Source organism: Streptomyces lydicamycinicus (assembly GCF_000829715.2).
Classification (GTDB): Bacteria; Actinomycetota; Actinomycetes; order Streptomycetales; family Streptomycetaceae; genus Streptomyces; species Streptomyces lydicamycinicus.
The window spans coordinates 199,094-222,538 of sequence record NZ_BBNO01000006.1; the positions used below are offsets into that span (position 1 = coordinate 199,094).

The 23,445-nt window shown below is 72.6% G+C and carries 20 protein-coding genes; 7 read left to right on the forward strand and 13 right to left on the reverse strand.

The features are described 5' to 3' along the window. Positions 1-107: 107 nt before the first annotated feature. From TU31_RS21320 to TU31_RS39850, 3 genes are all read right to left on the reverse strand, one after another. Positions 108-839, reverse strand: a complete 732-nt coding sequence (locus tag TU31_RS21320; protein WP_042157083.1) for an SseB family protein — start codon at positions 837-839, stop codon at positions 108-110. A 68-nt stretch (positions 840-907) separates the two neighbouring features. Continuing rightward, the gene (mycP, locus tag TU31_RS21325) at positions 908-2,077 is read right to left on the reverse strand and encodes a type VII secretion-associated serine protease mycosin (RefSeq protein WP_042157085.1); all 1,170 of its coding nucleotides are present in this window, start codon (positions 2,075-2,077) and stop codon (positions 908-910) included. Continuing rightward, positions 2,074-3,405, reverse strand: coding sequence for a hypothetical protein (locus TU31_RS39850; RefSeq protein ID WP_063770814.1), 1,332 nt, complete (start codon positions 3,403-3,405; stop codon positions 2,074-2,076). Before TU31_RS39850 ends, mycP begins: the two co-directional genes overlap by 4 nt. 203 nt (positions 3,406-3,608) lie before the next feature. Here TU31_RS39850 and TU31_RS21335 point away from each other — a divergent pair, with 203 nt between their 5' ends. Next, positions 3,609-4,829 (forward strand): amino acid deaminase/aldolase, encoded by a 1,221-nt coding sequence (locus TU31_RS21335; protein ID WP_042157087.1) that lies wholly within the window; start codon positions 3,609-3,611, stop codon positions 4,827-4,829. Positions 4,830-4,857: 28 nt separating this feature from the next. On the opposite strand, the gene TU31_RS21340 is transcribed toward TU31_RS21335, so the two are convergent. The 4 genes from TU31_RS21340 to TU31_RS21355 all read right to left on the reverse strand — a co-directional run bounded on the left by TU31_RS21340 (position 4,858) and on the right by TU31_RS21355 (position 9,876). Next, positions 4,858-6,129: an HAD family hydrolase gene (locus TU31_RS21340; protein ID WP_042157090.1), complete on the reverse strand. Its 1,272-nt coding sequence runs from the start codon at positions 6,127-6,129 to the stop codon at positions 4,858-4,860. Between the two features lie 112 nt (positions 6,130-6,241). Then, positions 6,242-7,027 (reverse strand): 3-oxoacyl-ACP reductase, encoded by a 786-nt coding sequence (locus tag TU31_RS21345; RefSeq protein ID WP_018087741.1) that lies wholly within the window; start codon positions 7,025-7,027, stop codon positions 6,242-6,244. 91 nt (positions 7,028-7,118) lie between these two features. Further along, complete coding sequence (locus TU31_RS21350; RefSeq protein WP_042157092.1) at positions 7,119-8,498, reverse strand: aldehyde dehydrogenase family protein; 1,380 nt, start codon at positions 8,496-8,498, stop codon at positions 7,119-7,121. 10 nt (positions 8,499-8,508) lie between these two features. Next, positions 8,509-9,876 carry a glutamine synthetase family protein gene (locus tag TU31_RS21355; RefSeq protein WP_042157094.1) on the reverse strand — a complete coding sequence of 456 codons (1,368 nt, stop codon included), beginning with the start codon at positions 9,874-9,876 and terminating at the stop codon, positions 8,509-8,511. 73 nt (positions 9,877-9,949) lie between these two features. Between TU31_RS21355 and TU31_RS21360 the strand changes: the two genes are divergently transcribed. The 3 genes from TU31_RS21360 (at position 9,950) to TU31_RS21370 (ending at position 13,085) form a co-directional block, all read left to right on the forward strand. After that, positions 9,950-10,681 carry a FadR/GntR family transcriptional regulator gene (locus TU31_RS21360; protein WP_042157097.1) on the forward strand — a complete coding sequence of 244 codons (732 nt, stop codon included), beginning with the start codon at positions 9,950-9,952 and terminating at the stop codon, positions 10,679-10,681. A gap of 132 nt (positions 10,682-10,813) precedes the next feature. Then, complete coding sequence (eat, locus tag TU31_RS21365; protein WP_042157099.1) at positions 10,814-12,283, forward strand: ethanolamine permease; 1,470 nt, start codon at positions 10,814-10,816, stop codon at positions 12,281-12,283. A 103-nt stretch (positions 12,284-12,386) separates the two neighbouring features. Next, positions 12,387-13,085: a gamma-glutamyl-gamma-aminobutyrate hydrolase family protein gene (locus TU31_RS21370; RefSeq protein WP_042157101.1), complete on the forward strand. Its 699-nt coding sequence runs from the start codon at positions 12,387-12,389 to the stop codon at positions 13,083-13,085. Between the two features lie 23 nt (positions 13,086-13,108). Here TU31_RS21370 and TU31_RS21375 read toward each other — a convergent pair whose 3' ends face one another. Continuing rightward, positions 13,109-14,041, reverse strand: a complete 933-nt coding sequence (locus tag TU31_RS21375) for a LysR family transcriptional regulator (RefSeq protein ID WP_042157102.1) — start codon at positions 14,039-14,041, stop codon at positions 13,109-13,111. A gap of 86 nt (positions 14,042-14,127) precedes the next feature. Here TU31_RS21375 and TU31_RS21380 point away from each other — a divergent pair, with 86 nt between their 5' ends. Continuing rightward, positions 14,128-15,273 (forward strand): TDT family transporter, encoded by a 1,146-nt coding sequence (locus TU31_RS21380; RefSeq protein WP_042157568.1) that lies wholly within the window; start codon positions 14,128-14,130, stop codon positions 15,271-15,273. Between the two features lie 15 nt (positions 15,274-15,288). On the opposite strand, the gene TU31_RS21385 is transcribed toward TU31_RS21380, so the two are convergent. From TU31_RS21385 to TU31_RS21400, 4 genes are all read right to left on the reverse strand, one after another. After that, on the reverse strand, positions 15,289-16,026 hold the full coding sequence (locus TU31_RS21385; RefSeq protein WP_042157104.1) for a helical backbone metal receptor: 738 nt from the start codon (positions 16,024-16,026) through the stop codon (positions 15,289-15,291). 63 nt (positions 16,027-16,089) lie between these two features. Next, a complete protein-coding gene (locus tag TU31_RS21390; protein WP_042157106.1) occupies positions 16,090-16,530 on the reverse strand; it encodes a hypothetical protein in 441 nt (146 codons plus the stop codon). 245 nt (positions 16,531-16,775) lie between these two features. Continuing rightward, positions 16,776-19,376: an ABC transporter permease/substrate binding protein gene (locus tag TU31_RS21395; protein WP_042157108.1), complete on the reverse strand. Its 2,601-nt coding sequence runs from the start codon at positions 19,374-19,376 to the stop codon at positions 16,776-16,778. Continuing rightward, positions 19,369-20,538 carry a quaternary amine ABC transporter ATP-binding protein gene (locus TU31_RS21400; RefSeq protein WP_042157110.1) on the reverse strand — a complete coding sequence of 390 codons (1,170 nt, stop codon included), beginning with the start codon at positions 20,536-20,538 and terminating at the stop codon, positions 19,369-19,371. The genes TU31_RS21395 and TU31_RS21400 overlap by 8 nt, the downstream gene beginning before the upstream one ends. A gap of 227 nt (positions 20,539-20,765) precedes the next feature. Here TU31_RS21400 and TU31_RS21405 point away from each other — a divergent pair, with 227 nt between their 5' ends. Both TU31_RS21405 and TU31_RS21410 read left to right on the forward strand, forming a co-directional pair. Further along, entirely contained in the window at positions 20,766-21,680 is a 915-nt protein-coding gene (locus TU31_RS21405; RefSeq protein WP_042157112.1) for a 5'-3' exonuclease, read from the forward strand. A 49-nt stretch (positions 21,681-21,729) separates the two neighbouring features. Further along, on the forward strand, positions 21,730-22,584 hold the full coding sequence (locus tag TU31_RS21410; protein WP_042157113.1) for a siderophore-interacting protein: 855 nt from the start codon (positions 21,730-21,732) through the stop codon (positions 22,582-22,584). Between the two features lie 143 nt (positions 22,585-22,727). Here the strand turns inward: TU31_RS21410 and TU31_RS21415 are convergent, their stop codons facing one another. Further along, positions 22,728-23,390, reverse strand: a complete 663-nt coding sequence (locus TU31_RS21415) for a MerR family transcriptional regulator (protein ID WP_042157115.1) — start codon at positions 23,388-23,390, stop codon at positions 22,728-22,730. Positions 23,391-23,445: the final 55 nt, after the last annotated feature.

Consider the following 23,445-nt stretch of genomic DNA (forward strand, 5'->3'; position numbering starts at 1 on the left):
CCTCGCGTGGATCTTGAGCTCTCCTCGCATTGTGCGGCCCTGGAGACGAACCCGCCCGTTGACGGCCGGGGGCCCGGCCGTCGGCGCCGGGCCCCGGCCGTGGGGTGTCAGCGCCGGTAGAACGGCTCCCCGGCCGTCGCGCCACCGGGCGGCAGAAGGGCCAGGTCCAGGCCCCGGACGAGCCGGGCGCGCAGCACGTCGTCGGTGGCCAGGGCCTGCGCCAGCCGCTGGGCGACGTCCGCGGTCGGGGCGTCGGGCGCCAGTCCGAGGGCGAGGGTGGCGTCGGTTTCGGCGGACGGTGCGAGGTGGGCGACGAGCACGCCGGGCTCGGCGTCGAGGAGGGTGCGCAGGGCGTCGGTGACGGCCGGGTCAGCGAGCGGGTCGGCGCTGGTGCGGCCCTCGGCGAGCGCGCGCAGTGCGGAGCCGGTGAGCTGGTAGGTGACCGGGCCCGCCAGGTCGACGACCACGGTGTCGGCCTGCTCGTGGGAGGCGGCGAGCAGGGCCTGCGGCAGCGGGACCGCGACCGGGCGGGCGTCCGCACGCCAGCGCTGGAGGGTCTCCATGGAGGTGAAGGCGGGGAGGGCGCGGCGGCCGTCCGGGGCCTGGAGGGTGGGGACGGCCATATCGCTGGTCTTCTCCCGGCGCAGGCCGTCGGGTCCGGTCTCGACCTCACCGAGGACGGCCACCACGGGCACCAGGACGCGTGCGCCGGCCAGCGCCGACAGCAGCTCGGGCTCGGCGCTCCGGTCCCGGTCGTAGGCCGCCAGGGCCGCGGCCAGGGCCGGGTCGGCGGAGCCGTCGTCGTCGCCGAAACCGGGGTCGGGAATGTTCTTCTGCACGGGCCCGAGCGTATCGGGTGGGGTGACGGCGTCACCGGGTGCGGGGGCACCCGGTGGACGGCGACGGCTCAGTGGTCGCGGAACCGGTTGCGCCAGAGGACGGCGGCGGCCGTGAGGAGGGCCACGCCCACGGCGCCGGCGGTCCAGGGGAGCCAGGAGGTGCCGGTGTCCGCGGCGTCGTCCGCGGTGGGGCCGGGGCCGAAGTAGCGGTCGGCGTAGGCGGCGGGGGACGGCTTCTGCCCGGTGGGCCGGAGATCCGTCGCCGCTTGCAGGGCGGCGGCGGGGTCGATCAGACCCGCGCCGTAGTCGTCGTCGCGGCCGCCCTCGGGGCTGTCCTGCGCGGTGGAGGTGAGCAGCCGGCGGATCTGGGCCGGGCTCAGGTCGGGGTGCGCGGAACGGATCAGGGCGATGGCGCCGGAGACGAAGGCGGCGGCGGGGCTGGTGCCCCAGCCCGAGAGATAGTCGTCCTCGGGGTCGGCCATGACGATGTCGTAGCCGGGGGCGCTGACCGTGGCGTACCAGTGGCGGGTGGAGAACCGGGCGCGGCCGCCCAGGTGGGTGACGGCGGTGGCCGTGATGACGCCCGGGTAGGCGGCGGGGTAGGAGACGCGGTTGCCCTTCTCGCCGCCGTTGCCCGCGGAGGCGACGACCGGGATGCCCTTGCCGAGGGCGTACTGGATGGCGGCGTCCTCGCGGGGCTCGGGGTGCGCGGATTCGCTGTCGTCGCCCAGCGACATATTGATCACGTCGGCGCCGTGGTCGGCGGCCCAGCGGATGCCGTCGGCGAGCGCGCCCGCCTTCTCCGTGCGGGCCCGCCCGCGCTGCGGGTCGTCGTCCTCCAGGATCACCCGGACCGGCAGGATCCGGGCGGCCGGGGCGAGGCCCAGCACACCGTCCTCGCGGCCCGCACCATGGCCGTGACCTGCGATGATGCTGGCCATTCCGGTGCCGTGCCGGGCCCAGGCGGCGTCCCCGGGGCCGGCCCCGAAGCCCACCAGGTCCCGTTCGGACTCCACCTGGCCTTCCAGGTCGGGGTGGTTGGCGTCCACACCGGTGTCCAGGACCGCGACGGTGACGCCCTCACCCTTGGTGGTGCGCCAGGCCTGCTGGGCGTGGACGGCCTGGAGGGCCCATTCCTGGGCGCGCAGGGCATCGGCCCGGGCGGGGACGGCGGGCAGTACGGCGAGCGCCGCTGAGGCCAGCGCGAGGGCGGTGCCGCGCAGCACGGTGTTCGTCATGACGAGGCCTCCGTCGTCTGCGTGGGACTGCCGGCCGCCTTGCGGAAGTCCGTCCCGATGCGGTCCGCCAGGCCCTTCGCGTCGTGGCCCAGGCCGGACTCGGCCGGCGCGGTGGTGACGCCGGGCCGGACCGCGGCCTCGGCGGGCTGCGGGTCGGTGACGGTGCGGCCGTCGGCGAAGCCGGAGACGGCATAGACCACGACCGGGATGTCGGTGAGGATCCGGACGGTCCAGCTGGCCCGCTGGGCGCGCCCGAAGGCCTCGGCCGGAGTGCCCTTGGCGGCGTACGGCAGCGGCAGCAGGTCGGTGCGGGTGCCCAGACTCTTGGTGCTGAAGCGGGTGTTGAGGGCCATCATCCCGGGCTGGTCGGCCTTGGTGATCTGCGCTCCGACCGTGATGACGCTGCTGCGGGTGGCATCGGCGTAGGTGGCGCGCAGCAGCCGGGCGCAGCCGGCGCGGGCGAGCGCGGCGGCGAGCTTCGGGTCGTAGGCGTGGCCGCAGCCGCCGTCCGGGGCGACGGCGATCCGGGTCCAGGTCCGGTCGGCGCCGCCGGGTCCGACACCCAGGCCGTTGACGGTGCGCGGGAAGAGCCGGTCGACCGGGGTGTTGTGCCAGACGTCGCGGCCCTTGGCGAAGACCGCCTCGGCGGTGGGCGGGGCGGCGTCGGCCTCGGCGGTGAGCCAACTCCCGGCCGCGGCACCGCCGATGAGGCCGATACCGAGGACGAGGCAGGCCGCGGCGCCGAGCAGCCGGGGGCCGGGGCGGCGGACGGACCCGGGCCGTCCCGGCGCGCCGGGGGCGGGCACAACTCCCGGGTGCGGAGCGGCGGTTGGCGGCCAGGGCAGGTGGGGCGGGCGCTGTGCCGCGGGCCGGGGCGGTTCGCTGCCGGGGGCCGCCGAGGGGCCGGCGGCCGGGCGGCGGGGGGCCGGCGGGGCTCCCGGCCCGCTGCCGGCGGCGGGTTCACGGGAGTCGCTCCACAGCTTCTGACTGTTGGCCAGATGGAAGGCGGCGGTGTCGCGGAACGCGGCGGGGCGGCCGGCGGGCGGCGGCGGGGTGGGGGCGGCCGGCGCGGCGGGGGCCGGGGCGCCGGGCGCACGGTCCGGGTGGGGTGGCGGCTGCGCACCGGCGGGCGGCGGGACGGTGGGGCGCGGCGGGACGGGGTGCGCCCCGGGAGCCGGCGGCGACGGCTCGGCCGGCACCCGGCGCAGCACGGTCGTCCGCGGGTCCCCCTCGGCCTCCGGCATCCCGGCCGGGGCAGGCTGCCCGGGCGGCCGCGGGGGTATCGGTGGAATGTTCCGGGCATCGGCGAATTCGGCGTCGGTGCTCACCCGCGCTCCCCCTTGCACCGCTGACCCCCGGGCCCGATCCGCAATCGGGGCACGGTGGTTCCTATCCGGACAACACGCCGCTGACCTGCTGGTTGCGGTGTCGAGCCACTGTAAGGGCTGGCGCCGTCGGTGCTCCAACCCCTGTCCGCTCTGTCGCAATCTCTCCCCTACCCAGTGGTAGCGGGGTCTGGCAGGCTGCGGCCATGCCCCAGTACACATCCGGCGCGGATGCCGACAAAGCCGTCTACGACCGGGCCACCGCCTCCCTCGACGCACCGCTCGCCGTCGTCGACCTGCGGGCCTTCGACGCCAACGCGGCCGATCTGGTGCGCCGCTCGAAGGGCAAGCCGATCCGGGTGGCGAGCAAGTCCGTGCGCTGCCGGGCGCTGCTGGAACGGGTGCTGGCGCGGGACGGCTTCGCGGGGATCATGAGCTTCACGCTCGCCGAGTCGCTGTGGCTGGCGCGCTCGGGCTTCCCGGACGTCCTGCTGGCGTATCCGTCGGCGGACCGGGCGGGCTTCGCCGAGCTGACCGCCGCTCCCGAGCTCGCGGCCGCGGTGACGGTGATGGTCGACGACCCGGTGCAGCTGGATCTGATCGACGCCGCCCGGCCGTCCGGCGGGGCGGGCGAGGAGGTGCGGGTGTGCCTGGAACTGGACACCTCCTACCGGCTGCTGGGCGGGAAGGTGCGGGTCGGTGCCCGCCGCTCTCCCCTGCGGACGCCCGCCCAACTGGCGGCGCTGGCCCGGTCGGTGGTGCGCCGCCCCGGGTTCCGGCTGGTGGGGCTGATGGCGTACGAGGGGCATGTGGCGGGGGTCGGTGACGAGGTCGCCGGCAAGCCGGTGTTCTCGCGGACGATCCGGGTGATGCAGGCGGCGGCACGCAAGGAGCTGGCGCAGCGGCGCTGGGCGGCCGTCCGGGCGGTGCGGGAGGTGGCGCCGCGGCTGGAGTTCGTCAACGGCGGCGGGACGGGCAGTGTGCAGCACACCGCGGCGGAGGCGGCGGTCACCGAGATCGCGGCCGGGTCGGGGCTGTATGTGCCGCGGCTGTTCGACAACTTCCGTTCGTTCAGCGGGCGTCCGGCGGCACTGTTCGCCCAGCCGGTGGTGCGCCGGCCGGGGCCCGGGGTGGTGACGGTGCTGGGCGGCGGCTATCCGGCCTCGGGGGTGGCGGGCCCGGACCGGCTGCCGGTGCCGTATCTGCCCGCCGGGCTGCGCTACGACCCGCAGGAGGGCCCCGGCGAGGTGCAGACCCCGCTGCTGGGACCGGCCGCGGACCGGCTGCGGATCGGCGACAAGGTGTGGTTCCGGCATGCGAAGGCCGGTGAGCTGTGTGAGCGGTTCTCCGAGCTGCATCTGATCGACGGGGACCGGGTGGTGGACACGGTGCCGACGTACCGGGGGGAGGGGCACGCCTTCCTGTGAAGGCGCGCCCCTCGTCCCGCAGTTGCCGTCAGCCGTGGATGCGGTCCTGCTGGTCGGGCACGATGCTGCCGTCCGCGCGGCGGACCGGTCCCAGGGTGCCGTCCGGCCGGGTGTAGCCGGTGGTCGCGCACGGGTACGGGTCGGCCTGGCGCTTCTTCGGCTCGATGAACATCGGGTTGACCAGCCAGCGATGGTCGGCGTTGTCGTACGCCCGGCACATCAGCTCGGGCTTGTTGCGGTTGATGGCCAGGTGCCCCGCGGTGGCGTCACCGACGAAGGTCACGTCCGTCTCGGCGTCGCCCGCGGCGAAGGCGGGGCGGTGTGCCCGGTCCTGCTGCTGCCAGGCCTTGGCGCCCTTGACGTGGAAGATCTCCTGGTTGATCCAGCAGCGCTTGCCGTCCATGTACGTCAGGACCTCGCCCTGGGTGTCCTTGACGTCGCCGCAGCCCTGGACGCCCGTGGTGAGCTTGCCGTCGCGGACCAGGTTGCGGATGCCGATGGTGTGGTGGCGGTCGATGCCCACCCCGGGCGCCCAGGCCCGTACCAGCGGCTCGGCCGACGCGGAGACGATGTAGACGTCGAAGCCGGCCTTCTGGAGGGTGCCGATGAGGTCGCGCTGCTGGTCGTAGTAGCGGACGTACCCCTCCATCGTGTGCGTGCCGACCTTCTGCTCCGCACCGATCGGCGCGGCGAGGTTCTCGGCGCGCGCGGCACGGGCGTAGCCGGTCAGCCGCGCCGGGCTGTGACCGGCGAACAGCTGGGTGATCCAGACGTATTCGGGGACGGTGCGGCGGTGGTTCCAGGTGCCGGTGAACGCGGTCTTGCCGGTGGAGGTCTTGGCGTCCTGGTAGATGTCGAGGATCTCGTCGGTGCAGCCGGTGTCCGTCGACGTCGGCAGCGGGCGGCCGACGGGTACGGACGTGCCGCAGGCCTCGGTCAGCGCGCGGGCGGCGTCCTCCGTCATCCACTTGTTGGTGGCCTTCCAGCTCGCGGGGCGCAGCACCTTGTCGTGGCGCAGCATCCAGGCCAGCGTGGCGTCGGAGATGTCGTTCTTGACGACGGTGTTGTCCCAGTCGAAGGTCGCGACCGGACGCGCGCCCCCGGTTCCCGAGCAGCTGCCGCTCTCGTCGATCATCTTCTGGAGCTTGGCACGGTTGTCGCCGTACCAGCCCTTGGTCACATGGAGGGTGGGGCAGTGGCGCGGGTTCGGACCCGCCGTGGCCGTCTGAGCGACCGCCACCCCGCCACCCAGGACCGCGAGGGCGGCACCCGCCGCCAGCCAGCGACGCTTGTTGCGCATGGATCACACTCCTGTCGAACGAATAACCGAAGCCGGACGGTAGCGCATGGTGGCCGGGCGTCGTGTGACGTCCGGCCACCGGGGCGCTGATGTGGAGGTGAACGGCGGGTGGTTAGAGCGGGGTGACGTACGCGCCCGCGATGCCTCCGTCGACCAGGAACTCGGCGGCGTTGACGAACGAGGAGTCGTCGCTGGCGAGGAAGGCGACCGCGGAGGCGATCTCCTCGGGCTCGGCGAACCGGCCGACGGGGACGTGCACCAGACGGCGCGCGGCGCGCTCGGGGTCCTTGGCGAACAGCTCCTTCAGCAGCGGGGTGTTCACCGGCCCCGGGCACAGGGCGTTGACCCGGATGCCCTCGCGGGCGAACTGCACGCCCAGTTCGCGGGACATGGACAGCACGCCGCCCTTGGAGGCGGTGTAGCTGATCTGGGAGGTGGCGGCGCCCATGACGGCCACGAAGGACGCGGTGTTGATGATGGAGCCGCGGCCCTGGCGCTGCATGTACGGCAGTGCGTGCTTGCAGCAGAGGTAGACCGAGGTGAGGTTGACCTCCTGGACGCGCTTCCAGGCGTCCAGGCCGGTGGTGAGGATCGAGTCGTCGTCGGGCGGGGAGATCCCGGCGTTGTTGAAGGCGATGTCGACCGAGCCGTAGGTGTCGAAGGCGGTCTTGTAGAGCGCCTCGACCTGCTCGGAGTCGGTCACATCGACCTGGACGTAGGTGCCGCCGACCTCTTCGGCGGCGGCCTTGCCCGCCACTTCGTCGATGTCGGCGCAGACGACGTTGGCGCCTTCGGAGGACAGTCGGCGGGCGGTGGCCAGTCCGATGCCGCTGCCGGCTCCGGTGATCACGGCGGTACGGCCGACGAGGCGGCGGCAGACTGCGGTCTGGTCGGTCACTTGGCGGGCCTTTCTTCGGTACGGGCGGTACGGGCGGTGCGGGTGGTACGAGCTGTCCGGGCGCACCCGGAAGCGGCTGGCGTTCCGGGAATCACTCCCCGGGGGTGGCAGCCTCGGTGTTGATGAAGACGTTCTTGGTCTCGGTGAAGGCGGCCAGGGCGTCCGGGCCCAGCTCACGGCCGAGTCCGGACTGCTTGAACCCGCCGAAGGGGGTCCAATAGCGCACGCTGCTGTGGGAGTTGACGGAGAGGTTGCCGGCCGCGACGGCACGCGAGACCCGCAGCGCCCGGCTCACGTCACGGGTCCACAGCGAGCCGGACAGGCCGTAGTCGGTGTCATTGGCGATCCGGACCGCCTCGGCCTCGTCGTCGAAGGGGAGGACGACCGCGACCGGGCCGAAGATCTCCTCGACGGCCGTACGGTCGCCGGGGCGCCCCTCCAGGACGGTGGCCGGGTACCAGAAGCCCTTGCCGGCGGGTGCCTCCCCGCGGATGGCGGCCGGGGCGTCCTCGGGGACGTAGGACCGTACCCGCTCGCGCTGGGCGGCGGAGATCAGCGGGCCCATCTGGGTGGCGGGGTCGGCCGGGTCGCCGACGGTGAACGCCTTGACCGCCGGCTCCAGCAGCTCCATGAAGCGGTCGTACACGGAGCGCTGGACGAGGATGCGGCTGCGGGCGCAGCAGTCCTGTCCGGTGTTGTCGAGGAAGGAGCCGGGGGCCGCGGCCGCGGCGGCCTCGATGTCGGCGTCGGCGAAGACGATGTTGGGGCTCTTGCCGCCGAGTTCGAGGGTGAGCCGCTTGGTCTGGGCCGCGCAGCGGGCGGCGATCTGCCGGCCGGTGGCGGTGGAGCCGGTGAAGACGACCTTGGCGACGCCGGGGTGGTCGACCAGGGCGGTGCCGGTGACCGGCCCCTCGCCGGGCAGGACCTGGAAGAGGCCCTCGGGGAGCCCGGCCTCCAGGGCCAGCTCGGCGAGCCGCAGCGCGGTGAGCGGGGTGGTCTCGGCGGGCTTGAGGAGGACCGCGTTGCCGGCCGCGAGCGCGGGGGCCATGCCCCAGGCGGCGATCGGCATCGGGAAGTTCCAGGGGGCGATGACGGCGACGACGCCGAGTGGCTCCTGGATGGTGATGTTCAGTCCGCCCGCCACCGGGATCTGGGTGCCGGTCAGCCGCTCCACTCCCCCGGCGGCGTAGTGCAGCAGATCGCGGACGTTGCCCGCTTCCCACCGGGCGTTGCCCAGCGGGTGGCCGGCCTCCTTCAGTTCGAGTTCGGCGAGCGGATCGAGGTGGGCGTCGACGACCTCGGCGAACCGGCGCAGGATCCGGGCGCGGTCGCCGGGTGCCACGGCGGCCCAGGCCTCCTGGGCTCCGGCTGCCCGCCGGACCGCGGCGTCGACCTCTTCGGGGGAGGTGGTGGGAACGGTGGCCACCACTTCCTCGGTGGCCGGATTGATGATCTTCAGCTCGTGCAGCACGGGTGGTTCCTTACATGCGCTCGAAGGAGCGGAAACGCTCCCAGTCCGTGACGGCGGCGTCGTAGGCGTCCTGCTCGACGCGGGCCATGTGGCGGTAGTGGTCGACGACCTCGTCGCCGAACGCCTCCCGGGCGATGGCGCTGTTCTCCCACAGCTCGGCGGCGTCGCGCAGAGTGGTCGGGACATGGGCGGCGTCGCCGGTGTAGGCGTTGCCGGTGGTCGCCTCGGGGAGCTCCAGCTCGTGCTCTATGCCGTACAGACCCGCCGCGACCATGCCGGCGACCGCGAGGTAGGGGTTCACATCGCCGCCGGGCAGCCGGTTCTCCAGGCGGTGGGCGCGGCCGTGGCCGACCACCCGCAGGGCGCAGGTGCGGTTGTCGGGGCCCCAGGCGACGGCGGTGGGTGCGAAGGAGCCGGGGCGGAAGCGCTTGTAGGAGTTGATGTTGGGCGCGTAGAGGAGGGTGAAGTCACGCATCGCGGCGACCTGGCCGGCCAGGAAGTGCTGCATGGTCTTCGACATGCCGTACGGGCCGTCGTCGTCGGCCAGCACCGGCCGCCCGTCCGCGTCCTGGAGCGAGAGGTGGATATGACAGGAGTTGCCCTCGCGCTCGTCGTACTTCGCCATGAAGGTGAGCGACATGCCCTCCTGGGCGGCGATCTCCTTGGCGCCGGTCTTGTAGATGCTGTGCTGGTCGCAGGTGGTGAGGGCCTCGTCGTAGACGAACACGATCTCGTGCTGGCCGAGGTTGCACTCGCCCTTGGCCGACTCGACGGTCATGCCGGCCGCGCCCATCTCGTTGCGGATCCGGCGCAGCACGGGTTCGACCCGGCCGGTGCCGAGGACGGAGTAGTCGCCGTTCCACTGGTTCGCGGGGTTCATCTCGCGGTAGCCGCGGGACCAGGCGTCCTCGTAGGAGTCCTTGAAGAGCATGAACTCCAGCTCGGTGCCGGCGTAGGCACTCCAGCCCCGCTCGGCGAGCCGGTCGAGCTGGCGGCGCAGGATCTGCCGGGGCGAGGCGACGACCGGCGAGCCGTCGTGCCAGGCGAGGTCGGCGGTGATCAGCGCGGTGCCGGCGTTCCAGGGGGTGCGGCGCAGGGTGCCGGGGTCGCCGTGCATGGCGAAGTCGCCGTAGCCACGTTCCCAGGAGGACATGGCGTAGCCCTCGACGGTGTTGAGGTCGACATCGACGGCGAGGAGGTAGTTGCAGCCCTCCGTACCGTGGTCGAGGACGGTGTCGAGGAAATATCGGGCCGCGAACCGCTTGCCCTGGAGCCTGCCTTGCATATCGGTGAAGGCGAGGACGACAGTGTCGATCTCCCCGGCGTCGACGAGGACTCTGAGCTCCTCGACGGAGAGTGGGGGCGTGCGGTCTGCCACGGTATTGCCTCCTGTCACTGCATCCGGAGGTCATAAGGTAGGCACACGAACCATTGATTGGGAAGGGGTATCGATGGAGAGTGCGGCTGATCGGCTGGCACCGGTGCTGCGGCCGGTGCGCGCGGGCAACGGTTTCGAGGAAGCCCTGGAGCAGATACTCCAGATCGTCCGGCTCGGCCTGGTGCCCCAGGGTGAACGGCTGCCCGCGGAACGGGAGTTGGCCGAGCGGCTGCAGATCAGCCGGGTCACCCTGCGCGATGTGCTGAAGGTACTCCAGGACGAGGGTCTGGTGGAGAGCCGGCGCGGTCGCTACGGCGGCACATTCGTCCGGGTGCGCACGGAGAACCACGGCGAGGCCGAGCTGCGGCGCCGGATCGAGAAGGTCGACGTCGAGGACACCCTGCGCTTCCGGGAAGTGCTGGAGGTGGGCGCGGCCGGGCTGTGCGCCGCCCACGGGCTGTCCGACGCGCAGAGCGACCGGCTGCGCGCGGCGCTCGCGGCGACCCAGGACGCCCCGCTCGCCGACTACCGCAGGCGGGACACCCTGCTGCATCTGACGCTCGCGGAGCTGTCCGGCTCACCGTCGCTGGCGGCGCAGTACGCGGCGGTCCGGGCACGCGTGAACGATCTCCTGGACTGCATTCCGCTGCTGGTCCGGAATCTGGAGCATTCCCAGACCCAGCACACCGCGCTGGTCGAGGCGGTGCTGGAGGGCGATGCGGACGGGGCGCGCGAGGTGATGCGGGAGCACTGCTGCGGAACCGCGGCGCTGCTGCGGGGCTTCCTGACCGCCCCGTCACCCTGAGCACCGGCACGGGGACGGTGCGCGCGCGTTCACCATTCTTTTACGTACAGGTCTTGCGCTGCGCCGACCCGGCAGCAAAGGTATGCGGCTAAACCTTTGCTCGTTATCCCCTCGGCGAGGCAGGAGCGGCTCATGGCCGACAACACGGAAACGCAGACCGCACCGCCCACCGGGTCCGCGGGCGGCACATCCCCCGACGAGACCTATCTGGAGCGGCGGACGCTGCGCCGCGGCAGCGCGGGACCCCTGCTGCTGACCGGCCTGGGCGTCGCCTATGTCGTCTCCGGCGATTTCTCCGGATGGAACAACGGTCTGGCGCAGGGCGGCTTCGGCGGCCTGGCGATCGCCGCCGTCCTGATGGGCCTGATGTACACCTGTCTGGTCTTCGCGCTGGCGGAGCTGGCCTCGATCCTGCCGACCGCGGGCGGCGGCTACGGCTTCGCCCGGCGCGCCCTGGGCACCTGGGGCGGCTTTCTGACCGGCACCGCGATCCTGATCGAATATGTGCTGGCGCCCGCCGCGATCTCCATCTTCATCGGTGACTACGTCGAATCGCTCGGCCTGTTCGGTCTGCACTCCAGCTGGCCGGTGTATCTCGCCTGCTTCGCGATCTTCATCGGGATCCATCTGTGGGGCGTGGGCGAGGCACTGCGCTTCAGCCTGATCGTCACCGCCATCGCGGTCGCCGCGGTCGTCGTCTTCGCGATCGCCGCGCTGACCGACTTCCATGTCGACTCGCTCAACGACATCCCCGTCAAGGCCGGCGCCTTCGGGGCCAACTCCTGGCTGCCGTTCGGCATCCTGGGGATCTGGGCGGCCTTCCCGTTCGGTATGTGGTTCTTCCTGGGCGTCGAGGGCGTCCCGCTGGCGGCCGAGGAGACCAAGGACCCGGCCCGTTCGCTGCCCAAGGCGATGGCCGCCGCGATGGGCATCCTGCTGGTGCTCGCCCTGATCACCTTTGTCGCGGCGACCGGTGCGCGCGGCTCGGCGGCGATCCAGTCGGTGGGCGATCCGCTGGTCCAGGCGCTCCAGCCGCACGGCGAGCCGACCACCGTCAGCCGGATCGTCAACTACGCGGGGCTCGCGGGCCTGGTGGCCTCCTTCTTCTCCCTGATCTTCGCCGGTTCCCGCCAGCTCTTCGCGCTCTCCCGGGCCGGCTACCTGCCCCGCTTCCTCTCCCTGACCAGCCGCCGCAAGGCCCCCTACCTGGGCCTGCTGGTGCCCGGCGCACTGGGCTTCGCGCTGGCCGCGGCCACCGGCGACGGCGCCCGGATGCTCAATGTCGCCGTCTTCGGCGCCACCATCTCCTATGCGCTGATGGCGCTCTCCCACATCGTGCTGCGCCGCCGCGAGCCCGGACTGCCCCGCCCCTACCGCACCCCCGGCGGCATGCTGACCTCGTCGGTCGCCTTCGTGCTGGCCTGCTCGGCGCTGGTGGCGACGTTCCTGGTGGACAAGGAAGCCGCCTTCATCGCCCTCGGTGTCTACGTCGTGGCGCTCGCCTACTTCGCCTTCTACTCCCGGCACCGGCTGGTGGCCTCGGCCCCCGAGGAGGAGTTCGCGGCGCTGGCGGCGGCGGAGGCGGAGCTCGAACGCACCTGACCGGCACCCTCGGGACACGCCCCACGGCCGGCCGGGACCTCCCGGCCGGCCCCGGCCGTCCCCGCACCGCACCCACCCACGTACGCACGGAGGACCACACCCCATGTCCCAGCCCCTCATCGGCATCAGCACCTACCAGGAAGAGGCCCGGTGGGGGGTGTGGTCGCTGCCCGCCGCGCTGGTGCCCGCCGGGTACCCCAAGCTGGTGCAGCGCTCGGGCGGGCTGGCCGCGCTGCTGCCGCCGGGCGATCCGGCCACCGCCGCCGCGGCCGTCGCCCGCCTGGACGGCCTGGTGATCGCCGGCGGCGCGGATGTCCAGCCGGCGCGCTACGGCGCCGAGCCACACCCCAGGACCGGCCCGCCCGCCCTGGACCGGGACGCCTGGGAACTGGCCCTGATCGAGGCCGCGTTGGCGGGCGGCGTCCCACTGCTGGGCATCTGCCGCGGGCTCCAGCTGCTGAACGTGGCGCTGGGCGGCTCCCTCATCCAGCACCTCGACGGGCACGCCGGGGCGCCCGGGGTCTTCGAGCAGCACGAGATCAAGCCGGTCCCCGGGACGCTGCTGGGCCGTACGCTCCCCGAGCCGGTCGCCGTGCCGACCTACCACCACCAGGCCGTGGACCGGATCGGCCGCGGGCTGCTGGCCTCGGCGTACGCGGAGGACGGCACCATCGAGGCGCTGGAACTCCCGGGCGCCTACGGCTTCGCACTGGCGGTGCAGTGGCACCCGGAGGCCGGGGACGACACCCGGGTGATGGACGCGCTGGTCGCGGCGGCACGCGGGGCGTCCCCGGCGGAGTGAGACCGGCCGGGCCGGCCCCGGCCTCAGGGCGTGCCGCGCGTCAGCCCGAGCAGGTCGCGGGCCGGGCCCGCGGGCCGCTGACCGGTGGGCCACACGGCGCGCAACTCCCGGCCCAGACGCAGTCCGCGCACCGGAATCTCCACCAGCCGGCGCGCGGTCAGCTCCTCACCGACGGCGAGTTCGCTGAGCACGGACGGCGCCGCCTCGCTCACCACCGCCGCCTTCACGGCGGTGGTGGAGGCGAGTTCCAGGAGCGGTTCGGCCAGGCCGCCGTGCCGGGCGAGCGCCGCGTCCAGCACCTGGCGGGTCCCCGAACCGCGCTCGCGCAGGATCAGCGGGGTGGCGGCCAGTTCGGCGGCGGTCAGCTCCGTACGGCGCCGGGACCAGGGGTGGGACGGCGCGGCGACCACGATCAGCCGGTCCTGCCCGATGACCGTCCCGTCCAGCCCCGCCGGCACCTCAAGCCCCTCGACGAATCCGAGATCCGCCGCGCCGCCCAGCAACCGCTCGGCCACCACACTGGAGTTGCCCGCCAGCAGCGAGACGGCGGTGCCGGGCCGCTGGGCGCGCAGGGCGATCAGCCAGCCCGGCAGCAGATACTCGGCGATCGTCATGCTGGCCGCGACCCGCAACCGGGAATCGCGCCGCCCGCGCAGCGCCTGCGCCCCCGCGTCGAAGGCCTCGGCCGCCTCCACCACCCGCCGCGCCCAGTCCGTCACCAGCGCTCCGGCATCCGTCAGCCGGGAGCCGCGCGGCGAGCGCTCCACCAGCGCCACCCCCAACTGCCGCTCCATCGACCGGATACGGCTGCTGGCGGCGGGCTGGGTGATGCCCCGCGCCCGGGCGGCCCGCCCCAGACTCCCGAGCCGGGCGACGGCGAGCAGCAGCTCCAACGCGCCGAGATCCGGGACCCGGTGCGCCAGCGAGACGGCGACGGACTCGTCCTCAGCACTCATAAATCCCCCTGCACATAACCCCAGCTTATGCCCTCATAGACAGAGGGTCCCTGGTGGCGGCCGTCCGGGGCGGCAAGGCTGTTCCCATGGCAACCCTCGCGCAAGCACCTTCCCGCACCGGCACCTCGGCCCCCGGCGCCCCGCGCACCCCGGCCCCGGCCTCCGTTCGTCATCTCGGGCCGAACTGGTACGCCGCCGTCATGGGCACCGCGATCGTCGCCAACGCCGGTGCGGTCCTGCCGTTCACCGGGCCCGGTGCGCGCACCGGGTACCAGGCGGTCTGGGCGCTGTCCGTGCTGATGCTGCTGACGCTGCTGGCCGCCAGAACCGTGCACTGGGTCCGCCACGGCGACCAGGCACGCCGCCAGCTGCTGGACCCGGCCGTCGCCCCGTTCTACGGCTGTCTCGCCATGGCCCTGCTGGCGGTCGGCGGCGGCACGCTCGCGGTGGGCCGGGACGTGATCGGCACACCGGCCGCGGTGGCCGCCGACGCCGTCCTGTGGACCGTGGGCACCCTGACCGGCCTGGTGGGCGCCGCGGCCATCCCGTATCTGATGGTGACCCGGCACCGGATCGAGCCCGGCAGCGCCTCCCCCGTCTGGCTGCTGCCGCTGGTCGCCCCGATGGTCTCGGCGGCGCTCGGCCCGGCGCTGGTGCCACAGCTGCCGGCCGGCCAGTGGCAGCGGGCCCTGCTGTTCGGCTGCTACGCCCTGTTCGGCATGTCCCTGCTGGCCACGCTGCTCGTGCTGCCGCTGGTGCTGTCCCGGCTGATCCACCACGGCCCGCTCCCCCTGGCGCTCACCCCCACGCTGTTCCTCGTCCTCGGCCCGCTCGGTCAGTCCACCACCGCGGTGAACAACCTCGCCGACGCCGCACCGGGCGTCGTGGCCCCCACCACCGCACACGCCATGGACGCCTTCGCGGTGCTCTACGGCGTCCCGGTGATGGGCTTCGCGCTGCTCTGGCTGGCGCTCGCCACCGCGATGGTGATCCGCGCCGTCCGCCGGGGCATGGGCTTCTCGATGACCTGGTGGGGCTTCACCTTCCCCCTGGGGACCTGCGTCACGGGCGCGGCCGGCCTGGCCCGGCACACCGGTCTGAACGCCTTCGGCTGGCTCGCCGCGGCACTGTTCGCGGCCCTCGTGACGGCGGTGGCGGTGGCCGGCACCCGCACCGCCGTCGGCCTGGCCCGCGGCCACCTGCCGGCCCCGCCCCGGCCGGTCACGTCGTAGCCGTCCCCCGCGCCCTCACCGGGCTCCGGCCAGCGCCTGTGCCAGCACGGCCGGAGCCGTCACCAGCGACGGCCCGTACCAGGTCAGACTGCGGCCGCTGACCAGCGCGGCGGGCAGGCCGGGGAACGCCTCGGGGCCGTCCTCGGCGCTGAAGCGATAGGGCTCGTCGGGCAGCACCACGAGATCGGCGGCCCCGGCGTTGAGCTCGTCGAGCGGGATACGGGGGTAGCGCTCGGTGTGGTCCGCGTACCGGTTCCGTACGCCCAGACGGGACAGGACATCGCCGGCGAAGGTGTCCCGGCCCAGCACCATCCACGGCCGGCGCCAGACCGGCACCACCGCCGTCCGCTCCGTCGCCGGGACCGGCAGTTCGCGCCAGGCGGCCTCGGCGGCGTCCAGCCACTCGGGCCGGGGCAGTCCGCAGCCGGTCACCAGCACCCGCGCCAGTTCGCGCCACGCCTGGTCCAGCGTCCGCACCTCGGTGACCAGGACGCTGAGCCCGGCGGCCCGCAGCGCGTCCAGATCCTGCGGACGGTTCTCCTCCTCGTTCGCGATCACCAGCTCCGGTGCCAGTGCCGCGATCCGGCCGACGTCCGGATTCTTGGTGCCGCCGATACGGGGGACGTCGAGCCCGGCGGGGTGGCTGCACCAGTCGGTGACTCCGGCCAGCAGCTCGGGCGCGCTCGCCGCCACCGCCTCGGTGAGGGAGGGCACCAGGGACACCACGCGCCGGGGGGAACGCTGACCGGTCATCCGCTCACGGTACGCGCCCGGCACCACGCGGGCAGCAGGCCGGTGTCACCCGCTGCCCGGCCCTCAGGACCGTCCGCCGACCGTACGCCGCAGCCAGAACGCCGCACCCGCGGCGAGCGCCAGCAGCGCCAGACCGCCCGCCGCCTGGGCGGCGTTCAGCCCCTCGACCCGGCCGTCGCGCACCGTGACGGTCTCGGTGAAGCTCGCCCCGCCCGACGCACAGTGGATGGTGACCGGGTAGCGGCCCGGCGCGGCCCCCTCGGCGACCCGGGCCCGGGCACCCATCCCGCCCTCCCCCGGCCGCAGCACCACCGGGCCGAACAGCCGCGACGACACCCGCGCCGCACCGTCCCGGGCACACTGCCCGCCGTCGCTGATACTCACCCGTTGTCCGGCCACCACCGGATCGGGCTCGACCCGGGCGGCGGCGGTGGGCGCGGCGAGCCCCAGGACGGTGAGGCCGAGCAGGGCGACGACGGCGGAATGTGCGGGCTTCACGATCATCTCCTTCGCCGGCCGCGACCACGGCGGCCCCTCAGGAAAAACGGGCACACAGCAGAGCGAATCACCTGTCCCGGCCCGCCGCGCAGCAAACGCCGCCGGTCGGGTGATCCACCGCTGCCGTGCCGCACCGACCTCGCGCAGCAACGAGCCCCGCCACCCGGCAACTGCCGGGGGCGGGGCTCACCGCGCCACAGGGCTCAGCGGCCGCACGGCGCGGAGCCGCGCGAACTACGCGCCCGGTCCGCCTACTTCACCGGCGCCATCTTGTCGACGATGCCCGGATGGTCGGCGATCCACTTCTCGACGCCCTTGTTCTCGTTGCCCTTGCCGGCGTCCTGGATGTCCTGCTCCAGGCTGCCGAGCTCGTCGGCGCTCATCTTCCAGTTCTTCAGCCAGCCGTGGAACTCCGGGAACTTCTCCGGGAAGCTCTTGTTGCCGAGCGTCTTGATCTGGTTGTTGGCGCCCCAGGTGCCCTTGGGGTCCTTGAGCTTGGTGAGCTTGTACTTGCTGTAGGCCCAGTGCGGCGACCACAGCACCACCGCGACCGGCTCCTTCTTGTGGTACGCCCGGTCCAGCTCCGTCAGCATCGCGCTGGTACCGGCCGAGGTGACCTCGAAGTCCTGAAGGCCGTACGCGGGAGCGACGGTGTCCTTGAGGCGCTTCATCTCGCCGGTACCCGGCTCGATCCCGATGATCTTGCCCTTGAACTCGTCCTTGTGCTCCCGCAGATCGTCCAGGGTCTTCACACCCTTGACGTAGGACGGCACCGCGATCTCCAGCGAGGTCTTGTCGTACCAGGCCCCGACGTCGACCAGATCCTTCTTGTACTTGTCCCAGTACTGCTTCTGCGCGACCGGCAGCCAGCCGTCCGTCTCCACGTCGATCTGGCCGGTGGACAGTCCGGTCCACATCGGTCCGACATCGAGGTTGCGGATGTCCGGCCGGTAACCGCGCTTCTCCAGGACGTTCTTCCACAGGTACGTGGTGGCGATGCCCTCGTCCCACGCGGGGTAGCCGATGTTCGGTGCCTTGCCGGCGTCCTTGCCCTTGGCGTAGGAGGCGTCGGCGGACGGGGCGACCTTGTCGACCAGACCGGGGTGCTTCTTCAGCCAGGTGCGCACACCGTCCTGCTCATGGCCCTCACCGGCGCTCTTGATGTCGTTCTCAAGGCTGGTGAGCTGCTTCTCGTCCAGGTGGAAGTTCTTCATCCACCGGGCGACCTCGGGCTCGTCCTTGGCGAAGCCCTTGCGGCCCAGCAGGTGCAGGCCGTCACCGGAACCGAAGGAGCCCTTGGGGTCCTTGAGCTTGGTGAGCGGGTACTTGTCGTACGCCCAGTGCGGCGACCACAGCGTGACCGCGATCGGCTTCTTGGCGTGCACGGAGCGGTCCAGCTCGCTGAGCATGGACGCGGTGCTGGACTCCTGGACCTTGTACTCGCCGCCCAGGCCGTAGTCCTTGAGGACCTTGTCCTTGAGGATCTTCATCTCGCCGGCGCCCGGCTCGATACCGGTGATCTTGCCGCTGAACTCGCCGCCCTTGCCCTTGAGGTCGTCGAGGGTCTTGACGCCCTTCATGTAGGACGGGACCGCGATCTCCAGGGAGGTCTTGTCGTACCAGGCGCCGAGGTCTTCCAGCTTGTTCTTGTACTTCTTCCAGTACGAGGCGTGGGTGGTCGGCAGCCAGGCGTTGGTCTGTACGTCGACGTCACCACGGGCCTGGCCGGCGAACAGCGGACCGGCCTCCAGGGCCTGGACCTTGGGCTTGTAGCCGCGCTCCTCCAGGATTTCCTTCCAGAGGTACGTGGTGGCCTTGCCCTCGTCCCAGTTGACGTAGCCCAGGCTGATCGGACGGCCGTTGCCGCCGCCGGCCTGGCCGCCGCCCTTGCCCGTCATGCCCATCCCGCCGGCGAGCAGCGCCAGCACCACGACGCCGGCCATGGCCACGGAGGTGGCGGGCCGCCAGTGCAGGAACTTCAGGCCGCCGAGCGCCGCCTGCGCCTTGGCCAGCGCCCGCCGGCCGAGCGGGGAGACCCGCTGGTTGAGCGCGCCGGTCATCCGGTCCAGGTACATGGCGAGGATGACGACCGCGATGCCGCCCTCGGCGCCCAGCGCCACATCGACCGAGCTGATCGCGTTGTAGACGGACCCGCCGAGACCGCCGCCGCCGACCATACCGGCGATGACGACCATGGACAGCGCCAGCATGATGACCTGGTTGATACCGGCCATGATCGTGGGCAGTGCCAGCGGCAGCTGGACGCGGAAGAGCGTGCGCCGCGGGTGGGTGCCGAACGCCTCGGCCGCCTCGACCAGTTCCGCGTCGACCTGCCGGATGCCGAGTTCGGTCATCCGGACCGCGGGCGGCATGGCGAAGACGATGGTGGCGACGATGCCGGGGACGACACCGAGGCCGAAGAAGAGGATGCCGGGGATGAGGTAGACCATCGCCGGCATGGTCTGCATCAGGTCCAGGACCGGACGCAGCACACCGCCGACGAGCCGGCTGCGGGCCGCCCAGATACCGAGCGGCACCGCGACCACCACGGTGATCAGGCAGGCCACCAGCACCAGGGACAGCGACTCGATGGTCGGGCCCCACTGCTCGACCGAGTCGATCAGGGCGAAGCCGAGGAAGGTGAGTGCGGCGGCCGGCAGACCGCGCAGCCACCAGGCGAGCACCGCGAGGATGCCGGCCAGCAGCAGCGGTTCGGGCCCGGAGAGCACGGTGTGAATCGCGTCGTAGAGACCGTTCAGCACCTTCGTGATGAGGGTGAAGAGCCAGTCGAGGTTGTCGCGCAGCCAGTTGACGGCGCCCTCGGCCCAGCTGCCTATCTGGATCCTAGGCACCGGCGATCACCTTGTCCTCGGGCTCGTTGTCCCCGTGGGCCTCGGCGGAGGTCTTCACCAGGGGCTGTGCGGGGAGGGCGGGGGTCGCGTCCTGCTCCGCGGGCTCGCCGAGCACCGCGAGCAGCCGCTCGGCCGATACGGCACCGACCAGCGCACCCTTCGCGTCCGTCACCGCGACCGGCACGCTGCTGGCCGAGCACGGCGCGAACAGCTCCACCAGCGGGGTGTCGACATCGACGGTCGCCGGTGCCGCGGCGCGGAACTCCGCTGCCGTGCCGAGCTTTCCGCCGTCCGGCGTGGTGCTGCCGAGCACCGTGCCGACCTCGGCCATGACCGCACCGGCGGTCAGCACCCGGCTGCGGTCCACGTCCTGGATGAAGGACGCGACGTAGTCGTTGGCGGGCCGGACGAGGATGTCCTCGGCGCTGCCGATCTGCACGATCTGCCCGTCCCGCATCACCGCGATCTTGTCGCCGAGGCGCATCGCCTCGTTGAGGTCGTGGGTGATGAAGACGATGGTCTTCTTCAGGGTCTTCTGGAGTTCGAGCAGCTGGTCCTGCATATCGCGGCGGATCAGCGGGTCGAGCGCGCTGAAGGACTCGTCCATCAGCAGCAGATCGGCATCGGTGGCCAGCGCCCTGGCCAGGCCCACCCGCTGCTGCATACCGCCGGACAGCTCGTCGGGCCAGGACTTCTCCCAGCCCTTGAGCCCGGTGAGTTCCAGTGCCTCGGTGGCGCGCCTGGTGCGCTCGGCGCGGGGGACGCCCTGCACCTCCAGGCCGTAGGCGGCGTTCTCCAGCACACTGCGGTGCGGGAAGAGCGCGAAGTGCTGGAAGACCATGGAGATCTTCTCGGAGCGGACCTTGCGCAGCTCCTTGTCGCTGAGCGAGGTGAGGTCCTGGCCGTCGATCCGGACGGTTCCGGCGGTCGGCTCCAGCAGCCCGTTGAGCATGCGCAACAGGGTGGACTTACCGGACCCGGACAGACCCATGACGACGAAGATCTGGCCCTCGTCGACCTCGATCGACGCGTCGATCACCGCCGCGGTGGTGCCGTCGGCCCGCAGCTCGTCCCGGCTCGCGCCGGCTTCGAGCTTGCGGACCGCGTCCTCGGGTCGTCTGCCGAACACCTTGTACAGATGCTCGGCTTGCAGCCTGGACACATATGCCTCTCTTGTTGTGCGGAGAACGTCCTGCCACCCCCGTAGCCAGGTCGTGGAGCGGCACGGGGTCGGCCCGCGTTTACCGGTCGAATAGTTGAATCCCGACCTGGTCCACTCCGGGTCCGCGTCTGCCCCTCTTTATCTGGCTCAAACACAACGGTGAGCCAGCTCACACCTGTGTGACGTATGGGGCATACGGCAAGATGCGGGATGTGACTCGACGCCTGATGCTCCTCGACACCGCCTCGCTCTACTTCCGCGCCTATTTCGGGGTACCGGAATCAGTCAAAGCTCCGGACGGCACCCCGGTGAACGCGGTGCGCGGACTGCTGGACTTCATCGCCCGGCTCGTCCAGGACCACCACCCCGATGACCTGGTGGCCTGCATGGACTTCGACTGGCGCCCCCAGTGGCGGGTCGATCTGATCCCCTCCTACAAGGCACACCGGGTCGCCGAGGAGGCCCCGGCCGGGTCCGCGGAGCCCGACGAGGAAGAGATCCCCGACACCCTCTCGCCGCAGGTCCCGGTCATCGAGGAGGTCCTGGACGCCCTGGGCATCGCCCGTATCGGAGCGGACGGCTACGAGGCCGACGACGTCATCGGCACCCTGACCGACCGGGCAACGGGCCCGGTGGACATCGTCACCGGCGACCGCGACCTCTTCCAGCTCGTCGACGACCGGCGCGGCATCCGCATCCTGTATCCGCTCAAGGGCGTCGGCACCCTCCAGGTCACCGACGAGGCCCTGCTGCGGGAGAAGTACGGGGTGGACGGCCCCGGCTACGCCGATCTGGCACTGCTGCGCGGCGACCCCAGCGACGGCCTGCCCGGCGTCCCGGGGATCGGCGAGAAGACCGCCGCCAAACTGCTGGCCACCTACGGCGATCTGGCGGGCATCATGGCCGCCGCCGACGACCCCGCCTCGAAGGTGACCCCCGCACAGCGCAAGCGGCTGCTGGAGTCGCGCCCGTACGTGGCAGTCGCCCCGAAGGTCGTGAAGGTGGCCACCGATGTGCCGGTGCCCGCCGTCGACCACACCCTGCCCGTCGAACCGGCCGACCCGGAGCGCCTGGAAGCACTCGCCGCCCAGTGGGGCCTCGGCGGCGCCCTCCAGCGGCTGCTCCTCACACTTCGCCGGTGAACTGTTAGGTTAGGTAAACCTAACAACACTGGCGTCAGGGGAGATTGCCGTGGCAGCAGAGCGTCCGTCCCGCAAGAAGCCCGCCGTGCACCGCGCCCGGGTGCGGCGCACCGAGCAGCTCACCCCGCACATGGTCCGGGTGGTGCTGGGCGGTGAAGGGCTGGCGGAGTTCACCGCGGGCGAGTACTCCGACCATTACGTCAAGCTGGTCTTCCCGCGGCCCGGCGTCGCCTACCCCGAGCCGTTCGACATCGCGCGGATCCGCGAGGAGTTCCCGCGCGACCAGTGGCCCAGCACCCGTACGTACACCGTCCGCGCCTGGGACTCCGTGACCCGCGAGCTGACCGTGGACTTCGTGGTGCACGGCGACGAGGGTCTGGCCGGGCCCTGGGCGGCCGCGGCACAGCCGGGCGACGAGATCTTCCTGCTCGGCCCCGGCGGCGCCTACGTCCCGGAGGCCGCCGCCGACTGGCATCTGCTGGCGGGCGACGAGAGCGCCCTGCCGGCCATCGCGGCCTCGCTCGCCCGGATACCCGCGGGGGTGCCGGTGCGCGCCTTCATCGAGGTGGCGGGACCGGAGGAGCGCCAGGAGCTGGACGCACCGGCCGACGCCGAGATCAGCTGGCTGTACCGCGGCGGCGCCCCGGTCGGCCGCGAACTGGTCGCCGCCGTCCGGGCGTTGGACTTCCCGTCCGGCCGGGTCCAGGCGTTCGTGCACGGCGAGGCCGGCTTCGTGAAGGAACTGCGACGGCTGCTCCGCGTCGAGCGCGAGATCCCCCGCGAGGCCCTGTCCATCTCCGGCTACTGGCGCACCGGCCACGACGAGGACGGCTGGCAGGCCGCCAAGCGCGACTGGAACCAGCAGGTCGAGGCCGAACAGGAGCCCGCCGCGGCGGCTTCCTGACGCGGCGGAGCCAATCGGGCCCTTCCCGGCGAGTGCCGCGGGGAAGGGCCCGCTGTCGTACGGGGGCCGGGAGAGGCAGGTCCGGCCTGGATGTGGCTGCGGCCGACTCCGTGCTCCCACGCACCCCGGTCGCGCCGCGCGCCCTATCGACCCGCCGTCCCCTCGGCCCCCGCCCCCTCCGCGAGACTCTCGAACCTGCGGGCCGACGCCTCCACATGCGCGAGCCGGCGCATCGCCGAGAGGACCGCGTCCCCCAGGACGGTCCCCACCACGACGCTCTCCACCAGCCCGTCGACCTCGGCATTGCGTCCGGCCCACGCCAGATCGGCGGCGGCGACCTGCTCACAGGCCTCGGCGTAGTCGTCCACGACCTCCTCGAAATCGCCGTGCGCGATACCCCGGAGGGTGGCCAGTGCGACGGCCAGCTTCTCGAAGGACGGGTTCTCCGGCCCGACCCGCCAGCCGCGGCGCCGGATCACCTCCGCGACCGTCCGCCGCGCCTCCTCCATCCCCTCCGGCGCGGCGGCCGTCCGCGGGGTGATCGCCTCCTGCGCCGCGCCGAGGACCTTGTGCACCGACTCCTCCGGTGAGTCGACGGCGGCGAGCACATCCCGCACGGCCGAGACCGAGAGTCCCCCGACGTCGATCATCCCCCGGATCAGCCGCAGCCTGCGCACATGCCCGGCGTCGTAACTGGCCTGGTTCGGGCTGGTCAGCCGGCCCGCGGGCAACAGCCCCTCGCGGACGTAGTACTTGATCGTCGGGATCGCGACACCCGTCTCGCGACTCAACTCCCCGATGCGCATCTGCCGCCCTTCCCCTCGCCGGGGCCATATCCCCGGCGCTCCAAATGGCCGGGCG

Coding starts and splice junctions, on each gene's coding strand:
- mycP (WP_042157085.1), bottom strand. CDS start 2,077: ATGACGAACACCGTGCTGCGCGGCACCGCCCTCGCGCTGGCCTCAGCG.
- TU31_RS21335 (WP_042157087.1), top strand. CDS start 3,609: ATGCCCCAGTACACATCCGGCGCGGATGCCGACAAAGCCGTCTACGAC.
- TU31_RS21340 (WP_042157090.1), bottom strand. CDS start 6,129: ATGCGCAACAAGCGTCGCTGGCTGGCGGCGGGTGCCGCCCTCGCGGTC.
- TU31_RS21360 (WP_042157097.1), top strand. CDS start 9,950: ATGGAGAGTGCGGCTGATCGGCTGGCACCGGTGCTGCGGCCGGTGCGC.
- eat (WP_042157099.1), top strand. CDS start 10,814: ATGGCCGACAACACGGAAACGCAGACCGCACCGCCCACCGGGTCCGCG.
- TU31_RS21370 (WP_042157101.1), top strand. CDS start 12,387: ATGTCCCAGCCCCTCATCGGCATCAGCACCTACCAGGAAGAGGCCCGG.
- TU31_RS21375 (WP_042157102.1), bottom strand. CDS start 14,041: ATGAGTGCTGAGGACGAGTCCGTCGCCGTCTCGCTGGCGCACCGGGTC.
- TU31_RS21380 (WP_042157568.1), top strand. CDS start 14,128: ATGGCAACCCTCGCGCAAGCACCTTCCCGCACCGGCACCTCGGCCCCC.
- TU31_RS21385 (WP_042157104.1), bottom strand. CDS start 16,026: ATGACCGGTCAGCGTTCCCCCCGGCGCGTGGTGTCCCTGGTGCCCTCC.
- TU31_RS21390 (WP_042157106.1), bottom strand. CDS start 16,530: ATGATCGTGAAGCCCGCACATTCCGCCGTCGTCGCCCTGCTCGGCCTC.
- TU31_RS21405 (WP_042157112.1), top strand. CDS start 20,766: ATGCTCCTCGACACCGCCTCGCTCTACTTCCGCGCCTATTTCGGGGTA.
- TU31_RS21415 (WP_042157115.1), bottom strand. CDS start 23,390: ATGCGCATCGGGGAGTTGAGTCGCGAGACGGGTGTCGCGATCCCGACG.